The sequence below is a fragment of the Priestia filamentosa genome (genome assembly GCF_900177535.1).
Lineage (GTDB): Bacteria > Bacillota > Bacilli > Bacillales > Bacillaceae_H > Bacillus_I > Bacillus_I filamentosa.
Genome location: NZ_FXAJ01000006.1, coordinates 93,354 through 108,906, shown reverse-complemented (window position 1 = coordinate 108,906; position 15,553 = coordinate 93,354). Strand labels below are relative to the sequence as shown.

At 35.7% G+C, this 15,553-nt stretch carries 11 protein-coding genes and 1 riboswitch; of the genes, 9 read left to right on the top strand and 2 right to left on the bottom strand.

The window, feature by feature from the left end:
• Positions 1 to 25: 25 nt before the first annotated feature.
• Positions 26 to 316, bottom strand: coding sequence for a WXG100 family type VII secretion target (locus B9N79_RS19810; RefSeq protein WP_046218116.1), 291 nt, complete (start codon positions 314 to 316; stop codon positions 26 to 28).
• A 161-nt stretch (positions 317 to 477) separates the two neighbouring features.
• Here B9N79_RS19810 and B9N79_RS19805 point away from each other — a divergent pair, with 161 nt between their 5' ends.
• A complete protein-coding gene (locus tag B9N79_RS19805; protein ID WP_040060727.1) occupies positions 478 to 930 on the top strand; it encodes a hypothetical protein in 453 nt (150 codons plus the stop codon).
• Between the two features lie 61 nt (positions 931 to 991).
• A riboswitch (purine riboswitch) is annotated at positions 992 to 1,090 on the top strand.
• A 119-nt stretch (positions 1,091 to 1,209) separates the two neighbouring features.
• Positions 1,210 to 2,379 (top strand): MFS transporter, encoded by a 1,170-nt coding sequence (locus tag B9N79_RS19800; protein WP_040060724.1) that lies wholly within the window; start codon positions 1,210 to 1,212, stop codon positions 2,377 to 2,379.
• 13 nt (positions 2,380 to 2,392) lie between these two features.
• Here the strand turns inward: B9N79_RS19800 and B9N79_RS19795 are convergent, their stop codons facing one another.
• Entirely contained in the window at positions 2,393 to 4,183 is a 1,791-nt protein-coding gene (locus B9N79_RS19795; RefSeq protein WP_046218117.1) for an ABC transporter ATP-binding protein, read from the bottom strand.
• 485 nt (positions 4,184 to 4,668) lie between these two features.
• On the opposite strand from B9N79_RS19795, the gene B9N79_RS19790 reads away from it, so the two are divergent.
• The 7 genes from B9N79_RS19790 to B9N79_RS19755 all read left to right on the top strand — a co-directional run bounded on the left by B9N79_RS19790 (position 4,669) and on the right by B9N79_RS19755 (position 15,510).
• Positions 4,669 to 6,111 (top strand): xylulokinase, encoded by a 1,443-nt coding sequence (locus tag B9N79_RS19790; protein WP_167555137.1) that lies wholly within the window; start codon positions 4,669 to 4,671, stop codon positions 6,109 to 6,111.
• A 314-nt stretch (positions 6,112 to 6,425) separates the two neighbouring features.
• Positions 6,426 to 7,916: an aldehyde dehydrogenase family protein gene (locus B9N79_RS19785; RefSeq protein WP_019390529.1), complete on the top strand. Its 1,491-nt coding sequence runs from the start codon at positions 6,426 to 6,428 to the stop codon at positions 7,914 to 7,916.
• Positions 7,917 to 8,445: 529 nt separating this feature from the next.
• Complete coding sequence (locus B9N79_RS19775; RefSeq protein WP_046218119.1) at positions 8,446 to 9,702, top strand: 3D domain-containing protein; 1,257 nt, start codon at positions 8,446 to 8,448, stop codon at positions 9,700 to 9,702.
• Positions 9,703 to 9,969: 267 nt separating this feature from the next.
• Complete coding sequence (locus B9N79_RS19770; RefSeq protein ID WP_048896689.1) at positions 9,970 to 11,439, top strand: alanine/glycine:cation symporter family protein; 1,470 nt, start codon at positions 9,970 to 9,972, stop codon at positions 11,437 to 11,439.
• A gap of 388 nt (positions 11,440 to 11,827) precedes the next feature.
• Positions 11,828 to 12,850: a zinc-binding alcohol dehydrogenase family protein gene (locus tag B9N79_RS19765; RefSeq protein WP_040060715.1), complete on the top strand. Its 1,023-nt coding sequence runs from the start codon at positions 11,828 to 11,830 to the stop codon at positions 12,848 to 12,850.
• Between the two features lie 272 nt (positions 12,851 to 13,122).
• Positions 13,123 to 14,121 (top strand): LacI family DNA-binding transcriptional regulator, encoded by a 999-nt coding sequence (locus B9N79_RS19760; protein WP_040060713.1) that lies wholly within the window; start codon positions 13,123 to 13,125, stop codon positions 14,119 to 14,121.
• 114 nt (positions 14,122 to 14,235) lie between these two features.
• Positions 14,236 to 15,510, top strand: coding sequence for an MFS transporter (locus tag B9N79_RS19755; protein WP_040060711.1), 1,275 nt, complete (start codon positions 14,236 to 14,238; stop codon positions 15,508 to 15,510).
• The last annotated feature ends 43 nt before the right edge of the window (positions 15,511 to 15,553 follow it).

Sequence of the window (15,553 nt, the reverse complement as noted above, 5' to 3'; positions counted from 1 at the left end):
ATTGCTTAGTCCTTTCTTTATAAGATCAGGCTTTTTCTTGCTTAAGTTTTTCTTTTGCTTGGGCGAGACGTACTTGCTCAGCAAGATTTTCTAGATAAGTGCTCTTATCATTTATTTCGTCAGTTTTATTGTCAATTGTCTTAAGGAGGGTTTGTGAGGTCTCATTAAATTCTTTTCTTGATGACGTTTTCCAGCTATGATCTTGATCCAAAAGAGTTTTGAGATCCTGTCGTAAATTTTGTAGTGAAGAAGCTTCTTTTTTTAATATGCTAGCAGCACTTTCTAATTCACTAGGATTCAAAGAAAGTAAATTCATGATTCATATCACCCCAAAAATCGTTCTTTTTATCTATAACAAAAAAATAGCATTAATTATAAAATTTAAATAGATATAATTTGTAAAAGAGAAGAAAAATAGTAAAAAATATCTATAAGAAAGTGATTAATTTATAAAATAATTAAGGGGAGGATAAGGAAATGGTATCAATATGCTACAGAAGAAAGATTGCTCTTTTAAAGTTGTTAGCAGCACTTTTGTTCGTTATTGCCGGCATATGGCTTATTTATATGATTCCTACTGCAGGGTTTATACGACAAATACTAACGGTTATTGCGATTATTTTAGCTTTTGGATTTTTTGGTCAATATTTATTTCTTTTTATCTATTTCTTATTTAAGCCGTCCACAGAAATACTTAAATATGATCGTGATAATATTTATTATAAAGATCAAGTAATTTCGTTCAAAGAAATTGAAAAAACAGTAAATGGATACATACCTCGAAAAACCTTACCAGGCGGTGTGCCGGGTTTCCGTTTTAAATTAAAAAATGGGGAATTATTTGAAGTCCCAACATATCATCTTTTTATGGTGGAAGAGTTTGCTGAGTATGATGAAAAGTTAGAGAAGCTGGTTTTAAAAAATAACTAGTCTTATATATTCAAAAGTAGGTAGTTGAAAAATCCTAAAAGATACGCTATATTATTAAATCGAATAGAATAATTAATCTGTGTGTATAACCTCAATAATATGGTTTGAGGGTCTCTACCAGGAACCGATAAATCCTGATTACAACAAATGTCACTTTCATTTTTGTAATCAGGATTTTTTTGTCTTGGCATCGAAATGAAAGAGGGCCCATAAAGGTGCGGGTAAAATTCTTGTTTTTATACAAGAGTGGAAGTGACGACAGAATAAGGAGGAATTCAAATGAATTTAAAAGTTTGGGTCCTTGCTGCTTCTACTATTTCAGTTGGATTAGTAGAACTTATCGTCGGTGGGATCTTACCAGTTATGGCAGATGATTTGAACATATCAGTTGGTACAGCAGGTCAGCTTATTACCATTTTTGCGCTTGTGTATGCTGTAGCGGGTCCGTTACTGTTATCAATCACAGCGCATATAGAACGAAAACGTTTGTATCTTATGGCTCTTTTTGTCTTTTTTATCGGAAATTTAATGACGTTTTTTAGTTCAGCCTTTTCATTTATTATCATCGCAAGGATTATTACAGCAGGGAGTACAGCGTTAATTGTTGTGCTATCTTTAACAATTGCGCCTAAAATTGTTGCCCCTACTCATAGAGCAAAAGCTGTAGGGGTTATTTATATGGGAATTAGTTCTTCTCTTGTTTTAGGTGTACCAATTGGCATTCTTGTGACAAATGCTTTTGGCTGGCGGACTGTTTTTCTAGGTATTGCGTTTCTTTCGATTTTGTCTCTTGTTTTAATTTCGGTTTTCTTAGAACGCATTCCAGTTGATAAAATAGTTCCGATTAGCAAACAAATCAAATCTCTTAAAAGCGGGAAGATTATTGGCGCCCATCTTGCTACACTGTTTATGTTAGCTGGTCACTATACAATTTATGCCTACTTTACTCCTTTTTTAGAAGAAGTTTTAAACTTAAATCAGCAGTGGATCAGTCTTTGTTATTTCCTATTTGGCATTGCTGCTGTGTTTGGTGGAGGGCTAGGAGGGACGCTCTCGGATAAAATTGGCGCTCCTAAAAGTATTTTAATTGTCATTGGTGCTTTTGCCCTTATGCTGTTTGTGCTTCCGTATACAACGTTTTCCTTTCCACTCTTTTTAATTGTGATGATGATATGGGGAGCATTAAGTTGGAGTCTTTCACCACCTCAGCAAAGTTACCTTATTCAAATTGATCCTGTTACATCTGATATTCAGCAAAGCTTTAATAACTCAGCATTGCAAGTTGGCATTTCACTAGGCTCTGCTGTTGGGGGAGCTGTGATGGAGAAAACTGATTCAGTAGCTCATACAGCAACGATCGGTGGATGTATTGTAGTGATAGCCATGATATGTGCCATATTTTCTTTAATAAAACCTGCTCAAATAAATAGAACAGAAGTGCAAAAATAAGAAAAACCAGCCCTTACAATACGGGGCTGGTTTTTTCTATATATAAGCTTTCGGGTGGGTGATTTTTAGACAATTGGAGTTGCTCAACGGCAAATTCTCTGTATAAATCATGAGAAGCCAGTAATTCATTATGTGTGCCTTGTCCCGTAATTTTGCCATTTTCCATAAATAAAATTTTATCGGCGTCTATTACTGTAGAGAGTCGATGTGCAATGACGAGCGTAGTCCGACCATTCATTAAGTTTTTTAATGCTTTTTGTACATAAATTTCTGATTTACTATCAAGGCTTGATGTTGCTTCATCAAGCATAAGAATTTGAGGATTTCTAAGTAAAGCCCTTGCAATTCCAATTCGCTGTCTTTGCCCACCAGATAGTTTAATACCGCGCTCTCCAACTTCTGTTTCATATCCGTTTGGAAACTGGAGAATAAATTGATGAGCATATGCTAACTTAGCAGCATGATGCAACTCTTCTTCTGAAATTTTACCTTGAAGACCATAGCAAATATTTTCTCGTATCGTTCCAGAAACTAGAGGGCTTTCTTGAGAAACATAGCCGATCTGACTTCTCCATGAAGACAAGGAGAATGAACAAATGGAAAGGTCACCAAGCCTTATTTCTCCGTGTGATGGTCTGTAATAACGTTCCAATAGAGAAAATAGCGTCGTTTTTCCGCCGCCGCTTGGGCCTACAATTGCTGTTATTTTCCCTCCATCTGCTGTGAAATTTAGTTGCTGTAAGACTAGTTTATTTTCTTCATAAGAGAATGTTAAGTCTTTAATAATAAGAGGCTTAGTAGCTTTATTTAGAATAGTACCTGATTGATGGTTTTCCTCTTTAGAATGTAGAGCATTAATGATTCTTTCTGTTGCTCCTTTTGCTTTTTGGAGCTGAGTGAAAAAGGTAGAGAATTGAGCCATTGGCATAATAATTTGGATAAGATACAGAATAAAGGCAACTAATTCTCCAGCTGATAGAGCTCCAGAAGAAACGCGCATTCCCCCGTATCCAATAATAACAACTAGGAGAGCCATCATAATTAATGAAATTAAAGGGGAGGTCAAGGCTTGTATTTTTCCTTCCTTGACACCAAGTTGAAAAAGGTTTTGAATCCCTTTTGTTCCATTTTGGTATTCAAGAGGCTCAGCATTTGATGATTTAACAAGACGAATTTCCGATAGAACTTGCGTAACTTTTGCAGAAAATTGAGCTGTTTCATCTTGTGTACCTCTAGAAACTTGAACCATTTTTTTTCCCAGTGGAAGAAGGATGCAAAGTGAAAGAGGAACGGTACAAAGCATTATCATTGTCATCTTCCAGTCTATGATAAGTAAAATAACAATTGATCCTGTAATAGAGATAACCCCTGTAGCAAAACTTGTCAAATGATTAGAAATCAAGTTTTTAACAATTGCTGTATCATTGATAATACGACTTGTCATTTCTCCTGTTTGGTGGTTGTCAAAGTAAGCGATAGGAAAGTGAAGAAACTTAGCCAATAATCGCTCTCTCATGTTTGCTACTACTTCTTGTCCTACATAATTAAGCAAGTAAATAGAGAAACCACCTGCTATAGCTTGAGCGAGAAAAGCAATAACCAAAATCATGACTGTATTTTGATTAAATGAATGTATAGAGAAATGATCCACAAGATTTTTTGTAAACAAAGGAATGAACAACCCTACAATTGTCATTATTGTACTCATAAAAATAGCACAGCTTAGCTTTGATTTAGAGGGATTCGTTTCTTTAATAAGATAAATAAATGAAGATAAGTCTCCATCAGTTTGTTTTTTCAACATTCTTTTATCTCCTATATATGTAATCGTTATATAAATGAAAGAGTAACTAGTGAAAAAGCGTTTCTCAGAAAGAGAAACGCCCTTTATGGAGCACGATATGTAGTGTTCCATTGCTCAAAAGATTAAACATTACCATTGCCGTTATTAACGCTACCATTACCGATGTTGATAAGTTGGCTTAAAAGATTGTTTAAAATATCAAGGTTCATATCATCACACCTCCTTATGTATAAATTTTGAATATAAACCAATATAAGGTTATATCCATTGCATCTATTACTATACACTCACTATACGCCTTTTTCTATAATAATTTGTATATTATGGAAAAACGAGTCTGTAGCCCTTGTTTTGCTTAAAAAAAATTATGGTAATTTAATCCAAAAGACTTAGGTTTAAAATTAAATTGAATGATAGACATTTAGGAAAGTAGTATATGATAGAGAGAAAGAATAGAAATCTATATTTAATCAATGGAGGAAAGTATGGATTATATTATTTCGTTTGATATTGGGACAACAGAAATTAAAGGAATTATGGTGAACAAATATGGAGAAATTCTGCTAGAAGGTTCAACACCTCTAAAAATGATATATGGGCAAAACGGAGAGAAAAAACAAAATCCTGAAAGCTGGTGGGAAGGCATTATAGAAATTGTTGCATGTTGGAAGAGAAAGGAAATCATCAATTTATATGATGTGAAAGCTATAACTTTAAGTGGACAAATGGAAAATGTTATTCCCATTTCATATAACAATAAGTGTGAACGTGCTATCTTATATTCAGATACGCGAGCAAAAGAAGAAGCGGAATATATTAATCATTCTTATAAGGATATAGGAGAAGTAATAGGGAATTATGTAAGATCCTCTACTCCTTTTGCAAAACTATTATGGCTTAAAAACAAGGATAGGGATGCATATCACAGTGCAAAATCATTTGTTTTTAGTGCAAAAGATTATATTATCTATAAACTCACAAGTAGTTTTGTAACAGATCCTATTACAGGAGCAACAACTGGAATGATGAATCTGAACAAAAGAATATGGGAAGAGGATATAATTGTCCCCATGGGAATTGATATTGAGAAATTGCCGGAGATTCTACAGCCAGAGGAAAAGGCAGGGCGGCTTTCAGCTAATGCTGCTGAAATAACAGGATTACAAGAGGGAATTCCTGTACTATGCGGCTCTGGTGATGCTGGAGCAAGTACAATTGGGGCAGGAGCTGTAGCAGAAGGACAAGGCTATTTGCATTTAGGAACAACAGGTTGGGTCGCAATTCCTGCTAAAAAATTTGTTTCTCATTCTTCAGCGTTTACATTAGCACATTTACCAAAACACCTTTTAATTGCTGTTATTCCACTTTTAAATGGTGGGAATATTTATGAATGGGGAGTTCAAACTTTTACAGATAGTGAGGACTATGAAGGATTTGAGAGAATGGTGAAGGAATCGCTAAGTAAAAAAAATGATGTATTGTTTCTTCCTTACCTTTATGGGGAACGAGATCGAAAAGAAGGGGGAGCATTTATTTCTATTACAGCGAAAACAACAAAGGAAGACTTTACTCGTGCTATTGTTGAGGGACTTTGTTATTCTATTAAACAAATTTGTGATGAACTTCTGTCTCCTAAGGAAGGAGATATTACGATTATTGGAGGAACTTCTAGAAGCACTGTGCTTTGTCAATGCTTAGCAGATGTACTTGGAAGACAAATTAATGTCCCGAAGAACAGCCACGTTTTGACATCTTATGGCGCTTTGGCTCCGGCTTTCATTGCCTTAGGATGGTCACAATCTTACAATCATTTTGTAAGAGACTATATTAATAAGAAGAAACACGTACATTTTAAACCTGATATGTCCAAAAGGGAGTATCATATAGAACAATATAAGCGATATATCAAATATGCAAAAAGAAAATAGAGGCTATTTTTGTCGATGAAAAATTGTCATTTAGAGCATTAAATTATTTGAATATTCTTTACGAGATGATAGAATGATAGAGGAAGTTATTTTTCCTTTTACAACCTCAAGAAATTTTTTTACAGCCAGCATTTAATAGAAATTCTTCTCACCATTTCAACATTTTCATTCACCAAGATTAAAACAAACTCACCTAAAATTCAAAATCTGAAAATTTGTTTTATTAAGAGTCTCAGCATGTTGCAAGTAGTGGCAACAGAATTGGAACAATGCTGTTGACATAAATAAAGATTAGAACAGGGGAGTGGGGAATAATGATGATCAACGGTACAGGAGTAAAACTAAGCGAGAAAGTAGAAAAATTTTTAGAAGGTACAAAAAAACTATATATTAATGGTAGTTTTATAGAATCAGCAAATGGAAAAACATTTGAGACCGTAAACCCCGCTACAGGTGAAATGCTTGCACGGGTTGCGGAAGCTGAAGAAGAAGATATTAATCGAGCAGTCGAAGCTGCACGGGATGCATTTGATAATGGTCCGTGGTCAAGGATGGGGACTGCTGAGAGAAGTCGTCTTATTTATAAGTTGGCAGATCTCATTGAAGAAAATAAACAAGAACTAGCAGAGCTAGAATCTCTTGATAACGGAAAGCCAATGCGTGAATTGATTGCAGCCGACCTGCCGCTTACCATTGAGCATTTCCGATATTATGCAGGTTGGTCGACCAAAATAATGGGGCAAACCATACCAAGTCAAGGAAACTTCTTTACTTATACAAGGCACGAACCACTAGGGGTAGTCGGTCAGATTATTCCATGGAATTTCCCGCTGTTAATGGCGGCTTGGAAACTTGGAGCAGCACTTGCTACAGGTTGTACAGTTGTGCTGAAACCTGCTGAGCAAACGCCGCTATCAGCTCTCTATTTAGCAGAATTAATTGAAGAAGCAGGTTTTCCAAAAGGAGTCGTCAATATTGTACCTGGGTACGGGGAAACAGCAGGGGCTCCGCTTGTGAACCATAAGAAAATAGATAAAATCGCCTTTACAGGGTCCACTTCTGTTGGTAAGGCAATTATGAGACAAGCTTCTGAAACTCTTAAGAAAGTTACACTAGAGCTTGGAGGAAAGTCACCAAATATAATCCTCCCTGATGCAGATCTTACAAAAGCGCTGCCTGGTGCTCTCAATGGCATCATGTTTAACCAAGGACAAGTCTGCTCAGCAGGTTCAAGGTTATATATTCAAAAGAAGCAGTATGACAATGTTGTTGCTGACTTAGCCTCAACTGCTAAAAATATTAAAGTTGGAATAGGCCTTGATCAAGAAACCGAGATGGGACCACTTGTTTCATCTGAGCAGCATAACACGGTAAAAAGGTATATTGAATCAGGGAAAAGCCAGGGGGCAGAGCTTGTAGCAGGAGGGAAAGTGCCGTTTGAAAAAGGGTACTTTATGGAACCAACAATATTTGCAAATGTTGACGATAGTATGACGATTGCTAAAGAAGAAATATTTGGACCTGTAGTGGCTGCCATGCCGTACGATACACTTGATGATTTAATTGATAAGGCAAATGATACTGAATACGGCCTTGCAGCAGGCGTATGGACACAGAATTTAAAAAGTGCCCATTACATTGCAAATCGCTTAAAAGCGGGAACAGTGTGGGTGAACTGCTATAATGCTTTTGATGCAGCAGTGCCGTTTGGAGGCTACAAGCAGTCTGGTATAGGTCGAGAAATGGGCTCATATGCTCTTGAAAACTATACAGAAGTTAAAGCTGTTTGGATTAATATGGATTAATGTGAATTAACAATTAATAGAGAAGGCTAATTGAGCGGATCCCTCAATTAGTCTTTTTTTTGTGCATATAAGACATTTAAATAAACGTTTGTTTGAAAAATATAGCAGAAAAACTTAGTGCTTTTCCCTCTTATTTTCCTCTAAATACAAAAGGGGAATTTCTCTCTATTATGACCCGATAACAGGATCATTTATTTACGAGTAAATATATTTTGACACTATTAATAAGTTCCAAAAACTGCTTTTTGTTTCTCTTTTTTTACATGAAATAAAAGATTTTTTAATAAAAAAAAGTAAAATAAATGGTTTAAAATGGATTTAATATTACGTTTTGTTACAAAAATTCTTCTTTTGATGGAATATGGCTTACCCCTCTCATAGCAATGGATGAAGAAAATGAACCTTTCTTTTTTCCTACTCAAATCCTCCTATTTCTTCGATTATTGACATTTTCTTTTAATTTTTTTGTAACATGATTGGGACAACTTTTGTGTTATAACTATATTTGCAAAAGAAAGGGGAGAAACGTATGCCATTTATAAAGCGTACGATGCTTATCGTCTTTACTGGAATGATGTGCTTTTCAGGCACAGCCATTACTCATGCGCAAACAAACGAAGATTCATTACAAGATGCAAAAAGTAAGCTAGAAGAGAGTAAAAAGCAAGTAGCTGAAAAAGAGCAAGAAAAGCAATCTGTAAATGGAGACATCGAGAGTATAAAGACTGAATTGGAATCTTTACATAATTCAATTTCCGAAAATGAAAAAGAATTGAAAGAGATTACAAGTGAGATTAAGAGCACAGAAGCCTTAATCGAGAAAAAGAAAGAAGAAATTATTAAACTTGAAGATAAAGTGCTAGCTAGAAAAGATATTATGGAGAAACGCCTTGTTGCTCTTCAGCAGAGTGATCAAGGGAACGTTGTTGTTAAGAGTGTGCTAGACTCTGAGAACATCGGAGATTTCTTCGGTCGCTACAATGCAGCAACTACGTTAGCAGAAGCAGATCAAGATATTTTACAAGCGCAAAAAGATGATCTTAAACAAATTGAAGAAGATAAAAAGACAATTGATAAACAAGAAAAAGTATTAAAAGAGAAACAAGAAAGTTTATCAGAGAGTCAAGCATCACTTCAAGAAGACTCAGCAAAGCGTGAGGAAATTTTAACAGATTTACAAGCTAAGTACGGTGACATTGTGAAAGATCTTGATTTATCACAAAAAGAGCAATCAAGTCTTGAAGCACAAATGCAGAAGATTGAAGATAGCATAAAGAAAGAGCAAGAAGCAGCAGCAGCTGCTGCGAAAGAGGCAGAAGCTAAGAAAGCAGCTGAACAAAAAGCTGCTGAAGAGGAAGAGGCAAAAGTAGTAACACAGCCAGAAGTTGCAAAAGAGCAAGAGCCTCAACAACAACCAGTTGCTAAAGCAGAAAAAGCACCTGAAGCTAAAAAGCCAGCTCAAACAGAGGATAAAGGAAGCGAGCCTGAATCAGGGAAAGTCCTTTATGTACAAGCAACAGCTTATAGCTATGAGGAAACAAATGCAAATGGTGGACTTACTGCAACAGGACTCAATATTAAAACAAATCCAAATATGAAGCTCATCGCAGTTGATCCAAACGTTATTCCATTAGGTTCTACAGTATGGGTAGAAGGATACGGCGTAGCGGTTGCAGGAGATACAGGTGGCGCGATTAAAGGTCATATTATTGACGTTTTACAGCCATCGAAATCGGCAGCTCTAGCTTGGGGTCGTAAAAATATTAAAGTGAAAATCCTAAATTAATAAATTATAATATCAAGCAGTCTCATATAAGTGAGGCTGCTTTTATTTTTGTGTTTTCGGTCGTTATAACTAGTAAATATAAGGAATATACATAAATAAGATAGAATATTTAAATATATAATAGGAAAAAAGGAGGAGCTTTGACTTTCAATGGGGAACTAAAGTGTAAGCTTTCATTACAATTCAGGTGAAATGTATATTTATGTAACATAGGATAAGAGATGTACTACATAATTCTTTTTTGTAATCAAAAAAGGGGGAATGGGAATGGAAGGTTTTATAACGAATTTAAGTGGCTGGTTATGGAGCATGCCAATGCTTTATCTTTGTTTAGGGATTGGTTTATTCTTTACACTAGCTACAAGAGTCCTTCAATTAAGGCTTATTAAAGAAATGATTGTTCTTATGTTCAAAGGAAAAAGTTCAGAAGCAGGAGTATCATCTTTCCAAGCCCTTTCTCTAGCTCTATCAGGACGTGTAGGCACAGGGAATATAGCGGGAATTGCTACGGCTATTGCTCTTGGTGGACCTGGATCTGTCTTTTGGATATGGCTCATTGCCTTTATAGGAGCTGCAACAGCTTTTGTAGAATCAACATTAGGGCAAGTGTATAAAGTTAAACAAGGGGGGCAGTACCGAGGAGGCCCTGCTTATTATATTGAAAAGGGAATTGGATGGCGTTGGTATGGAGTTATTTTTGCCATTGCCTCAATATTAGCAATGAGTTTATTAATGCCTGGCATTCAATCTAATTCAATATCTGCTGGATTAGAAAATGCTTTTGGAATTAAACCTGTTATCTCAGGGGTTGGAATTGTTGTTGTGCTTGCTATTATCATCCTTGGTGGTGTTAAACGAATTGTTAATGTGGCACAGTATGTAGTACCTTTTATGGCTTTAGGCTATATTTTTGTTTCTCTTATCATTATGGCACTGAATATTCAAGAGTTACCAAATGTAATAGCTTTAATTTTTAAAAGCGCATTTGGACTTGATTCAGCATTTGGAGCCATTGTCGGAATGGCAATTACATGGGGAATTAAGCGAGGGATTTATTCAAATGAAGCTGGACAAGGAACTGGACCGCATGCGGCAGCGGCAGCCGAGGTGTCTCATCCAGCGAAACAGGGACTTGTTCAAGCTTTCTCTATTTATGTTGACACGCTTCTAGTCTGTTCAGCAACAGCTTTTGCAATTCTTTTTACTGGAACATATAGCACTCAAGCTCCATCAGGAGAGTATATTGTCAATAACATGCCTGGAGTTGAAGTTGGTCCTGCTTATACGCAAGCGGCAATTGAGACGAGTTTCCCAGGTTTTGGCGCAGGGTTCGTAGCTATATCACTTCTATTTTTTGCTTTTACAACGATTATGGCTTATTACTATATAGCTGAAACAAACCTTGTTTACCTTCTGAAAGGAAGGGAAAATAAATGGCTCTCTTTCCTTTTGAAGTTAGTTCTTCTTGCTGCTACATTTTACGGATCCATCAAGACGGCGAGTCTTGCATGGGCATTAGGTGATATTGGTTTAGGAGTTATGGTTTGGTTAAATATGATTGCACTCTTAATCTTAGCAAAGCCGGCCTTAAAAGTTTTCAAAGATTATGAAAGACAGCGGAAGCAAGGGGTTGATCCAGTCTTTGATCCGCGTGCACTCGATATTAAAAATGCTGATTATTGGGTCGATGAATATGAATATATAGAAGAAAGTCCAAAGAAAGCAAAAGTAAATTAAGGATATATGTATACATTAAAATTATAATAAATCAAAGCTCAAAAGAGGGACATTATAATACAAGAATCCTCTTTTGAGTTTTTTTGTTGAAGGATTTAGGGAGCTTAAAGTAGAAGAAGGAGTTAAGAGATAAAAAGAGACATTGTCATTTGTGGAGCAGCATAGAGTTAGAATGAAGATTAATAAATTATAGTATGAAAAAGGTTTAATGAAAATGTCCGCGCTTACATTTTGGTTTTACTAAATCGTTTTAGAAAAAGTATAACTTTTCTATCTAGCCAAGTGTAGAGAGCGTCGTATCTTTCATACTATAATCTTTATTCACACGAAGAGAGATGTGAAACTTTAGCTTTATTACAGGAATAAACTTAAATCTTTGAGGTGAGATATGAAAGCTATTCAGGTAAAGGGTGCCCATAATCTCGTTGAGGTAGAAGTCGAGAAAGCTGAACTGAAATTTCCAACAGATGTACTTGTAAAAGTGAAGCGTGTAGGAATTTGTGGAACAGATATGCATATTTATCATGGTACAAACCCACTCGCAACATTGCCAAGAGTTGTAGGTCATGAAGTGGCAGGTGAAGTTGTAGACGTTGGTAGAGAGGTAGATAAACTTAAAAAAGGTGATCATGTTGTTATTGAACCTATAAGCTATTGTGGAAATTGTTATGCTTGTCGAAAAGGCAGACCAAATGTGTGTAGCAATTTATCTGTTTTCGGTGTTCATGAAGATGGGGGATTAAGGGAATATATTGTTCTTTCCGAGAAGCAGCTTCATCTTGTTAACAAAAGTTTAAGTTGGGATGATATTGTACTAGCGGAACCCTATACAATTGGAGCTCAGGCGACATGGCGAGGGAACGTTGAAAAGGGAGATTCTGTTCTTATTCAAGGAGCTGGACCTATTGGGATTTGTATATTAAAGTTAGCTAAAATGAAAGGTGCAACTGTCATGATGACAGATCTTAATGAAGAACGACTTCAATTTGCAAAAGAAAGTGGAGCAGATGCTGTTGTGCATGTGGGTAGAGAGGATGTTAGAACAAGAGTTAAGGAATGGACAAATAGGGAAGGAGTCAATATCGTAATTGATGCTGTTTGTTTGCCGTCAACATTTGAACTTTCCGTTGATGTTGTCTCTCAAGCAGGAAATATTGTTGTATTAGGATTTGACGAACGACCAGCTTCAATTCCTCAGTTGCCCATCACAAAAAAGGAAGTTACTATTACGGGATCAAGACTTCAAACACATCAGTTTTCAACTATTGTTCAGTATTTAAATAAAGGAAAGCTTTCACATAATGGATTGATTACTCATAAATTTCCACTTTCTCGTGTACAAGAAGCTTTTGATTTTATCGAAAATTATCCAGAACAAGTACGCAAAGCTGTTATCACATTAAATGACTAATCCCCATAATCATTTTCCGAAGAAATGAAAGCGTTTTAAATATTGTATTTGCTTTCTATAAATAGCTCTTAACTATTATATAGGCGGAAGGAGCAGAGAGTATTGAATATAAAGTTTCGGTGGTATGGAGAAGATAATGCTACAGTGAAGCTTTAGAAGATAAGAAATGCGGAAAGATATGAAAATGGTGAATTTATAGTGTGCTCAATAGTGTGAATTTTTTGATTTTTTTACCCTGCACTCACCTATCTTACAAGATGGGAAGGATGATTATGAAGAATATTACAATTACTGACGTTGCGAAACATGCAAAAGTATCAAAAAGTACCATTTCACAATTTTTAAACAAACGCTATGAATATATGAGTGAGAAAACACGTAAACGAATTGAAGAATCTATCCGTATTCTAGATTACAAGCCTAATATTGTTGCACGCAGTCTAAAACAAAAAGCAACTTTTACGATTGGAGTTGTCATCGCAAATATTCTTCACAATTTCTCAACCCAAGTGATACGAGCGATTGAAAATTATTACTATGAGCAGGGATTTCATATTATAGTGTGCAATGCAGACGACAATCCTGAAAAAGAAAAGAATTACATTGAGATGCTCAGAGCCAAGCAAGTAGATGGAATTATCATATTTCCAACTGGAGATAACCTTACTTTATATAAAAAAATGAAAGAAGATGAATTTCCAATTGTTTTTATGGATCGAACAATTGAAGAACTTGATATTGCCACAGTCATTCTTGATAACAAATTAGCTGCAAAACTAGCTGTTGATCACTTTGTTGAAAAAGGATATACCAACATTTCCATTATTACAACTTCTATTATCCGCAATATTACTCCACGTATAGAAAGAATACAAGGATACAAAGAAGCGCTCATAGCTCATGGAATACCGCTAAATTCATCCTATATTAGAAACTCAGAACAAGCGGAAATTCAAGCTTCTTTATCACAAATGTATCAACTAAAAATACCGCCTCAGGCTATATTAGCTGCAAATGATATTGTTCTTCATGAAGTATTGCGTTTTGTGAAGAAACAAAATTTGCGTATTCCAGAAGACATAGCTCTTATTAGTATAGATGATGTTCCATTTGCAAGCTTTTATACACCAACTATTACAGCAATCAAACAACCTTCTGTTGAGATGGGGAGATTTTCGTCTGAACTTCTTCTTTGTCAAATAAAAAAAGAAAGAGTAAAAAACGATATCTACCGGATGATGCCTGAACTTGTAATTAGAAGTTCTTGTTAAGGAAAGTCTCTAAATGAGTATGATTCAAAAATAGTAAAACGATTTAGTTGAGTTTTTCAGTTTTTAAATGAAACCGCTTCCGATCTTGAAAGTCAAACTTTAAGGGGGGCATTTATGTTTTCACAAGGTAGAGGAATTGTAATCGTTTTTTTGTTTTTGGCAGGTGTTATTAATTACTTGGATCGTTCAGCACTTTCTATAGCGGCACCATTTATTCAAGAGGATTTATCCCTTTCGGCAACTGAAATGGGAATCATTTTTAGTAGCTTTTCTGTTGGATATGCTATTTTTAACTTCCTTGGGGGAGTTGCTTCAGATAAATATGGAGCTAAACTTACGCTGTTTGTGGCAATGATTGTTTGGTCATTGTTTAGCGGAGCCCTAGTATTAGCTGTTGGTTTTGTAAGTATGATTGTTATTCGAATTCTTTTTGGAATGGGAGAGGGACCTTTATCTGCAACAATTAGTAAGATGGTCAACAATTGGTTTCCCCCCAGTAATAGAGCAACAGTTATTGGACTTACAAACAGCGGTACACCTTTAGGAGGAGCCATTTCTGGACCAATCGTTGGTTTTATAGCTTTATCGTACGGTTGGAGAGTATCATTCATTGTTATTATGATTATCGGGCTTATTTGGTCATTCTTTTGGTGGAAGTTTGTAAAGGAAGGGCCTCAAGCAGCAGAAGGAAGTGCTTCTCTTTCTTCAAAACAAGTTGCCGTCTCTGCTGAAAATGAAGAAGATAAAAAAGAGAAGGCGGGAAAAGGGAAGCTAAAGCTTACATTTTATTTAAAGCAAAAAACGATCTTATTTACTGCTTTTGCATTTTTTTCCTATAATTATATTTTGTTTTTCTTTCTAACTTGGTTTCCAACTTATCTAGTAGATGCGCGTGGTTTAAGTGTAGGAAATATGAGTATTATTACTGTTATTCCTTGGGTTCTGGGATTTATCGGATTAGCATTAGGTGGGTTTGTTTCAGATTTCTTCTTTAAGAAGTTTATTAAAAAAGGTGTTTTATTTTCGCGTAAGGCTGTTCTTGTTACATGTTTGTTTTTATCAGCTGTTTGCATTGGATTAGCAGGCCTAGTCACAACAACAATTGGAGCTGTAACGCTTGTTGCTTTATCAGTCTTTTTCTTATATTTAACAGGAGCTATTTATTGGGCAATTGTTAATGATGTTGTTGATAAAGATAATGTTGGCTCTGTTGGAGGGTTTATGCATTTTCTTGCTAATACGGCAGGAATTATTGGACCAACTTTAACGGGATATCTTGTTGATACGTCTGGAACATATACATCAGCCTTTCTTCTTGCTGGAGGGTTAGCTGTTTTTGCTTCCCTAGCTGTTATTCGCTTTGTACGTCCAATTGTCAAACCATTGTAGGATAAATGTTCAAATAGAGCACGATCGATAAGACAAATCTATA

Excerpts from the sequence above, each read along its gene's own strand:
- B9N79_RS19770 (WP_048896689.1), top strand. The coding sequence starts at position 9,970 with ATGGAAGGTTTTATAACGAATTTAAGTGGCTGGTTATGGAGCATGCCA.
- B9N79_RS19760 (WP_040060713.1), top strand. The coding sequence starts at position 13,123 with ATGAAGAATATTACAATTACTGACGTTGCGAAACATGCAAAAGTATCA.
- B9N79_RS19765 (WP_040060715.1), top strand. The coding sequence starts at position 11,828 with ATGAAAGCTATTCAGGTAAAGGGTGCCCATAATCTCGTTGAGGTAGAA.
- B9N79_RS19755 (WP_040060711.1), top strand. The coding sequence starts at position 14,236 with ATGTTTTCACAAGGTAGAGGAATTGTAATCGTTTTTTTGTTTTTGGCA.
- B9N79_RS19790 (WP_167555137.1), top strand. The coding sequence starts at position 4,669 with ATGGATTATATTATTTCGTTTGATATTGGGACAACAGAAATTAAAGGA.
- B9N79_RS19810 (WP_046218116.1), bottom strand. The coding sequence starts at position 316 with ATGAATTTACTTTCTTTGAATCCTAGTGAATTAGAAAGTGCTGCTAGC.
- B9N79_RS19775 (WP_046218119.1), top strand. The coding sequence starts at position 8,446 with ATGCCATTTATAAAGCGTACGATGCTTATCGTCTTTACTGGAATGATG.
- B9N79_RS19795 (WP_046218117.1), bottom strand. The coding sequence starts at position 4,183 with ATGTTGAAAAAACAAACTGATGGAGACTTATCTTCATTTATTTATCTT.
- B9N79_RS19785 (WP_019390529.1), top strand. The coding sequence starts at position 6,426 with ATGATGATCAACGGTACAGGAGTAAAACTAAGCGAGAAAGTAGAAAAA.
- B9N79_RS19800 (WP_040060724.1), top strand. The coding sequence starts at position 1,210 with ATGAATTTAAAAGTTTGGGTCCTTGCTGCTTCTACTATTTCAGTTGGA.
- B9N79_RS19805 (WP_040060727.1), top strand. The coding sequence starts at position 478 with ATGGTATCAATATGCTACAGAAGAAAGATTGCTCTTTTAAAGTTGTTA.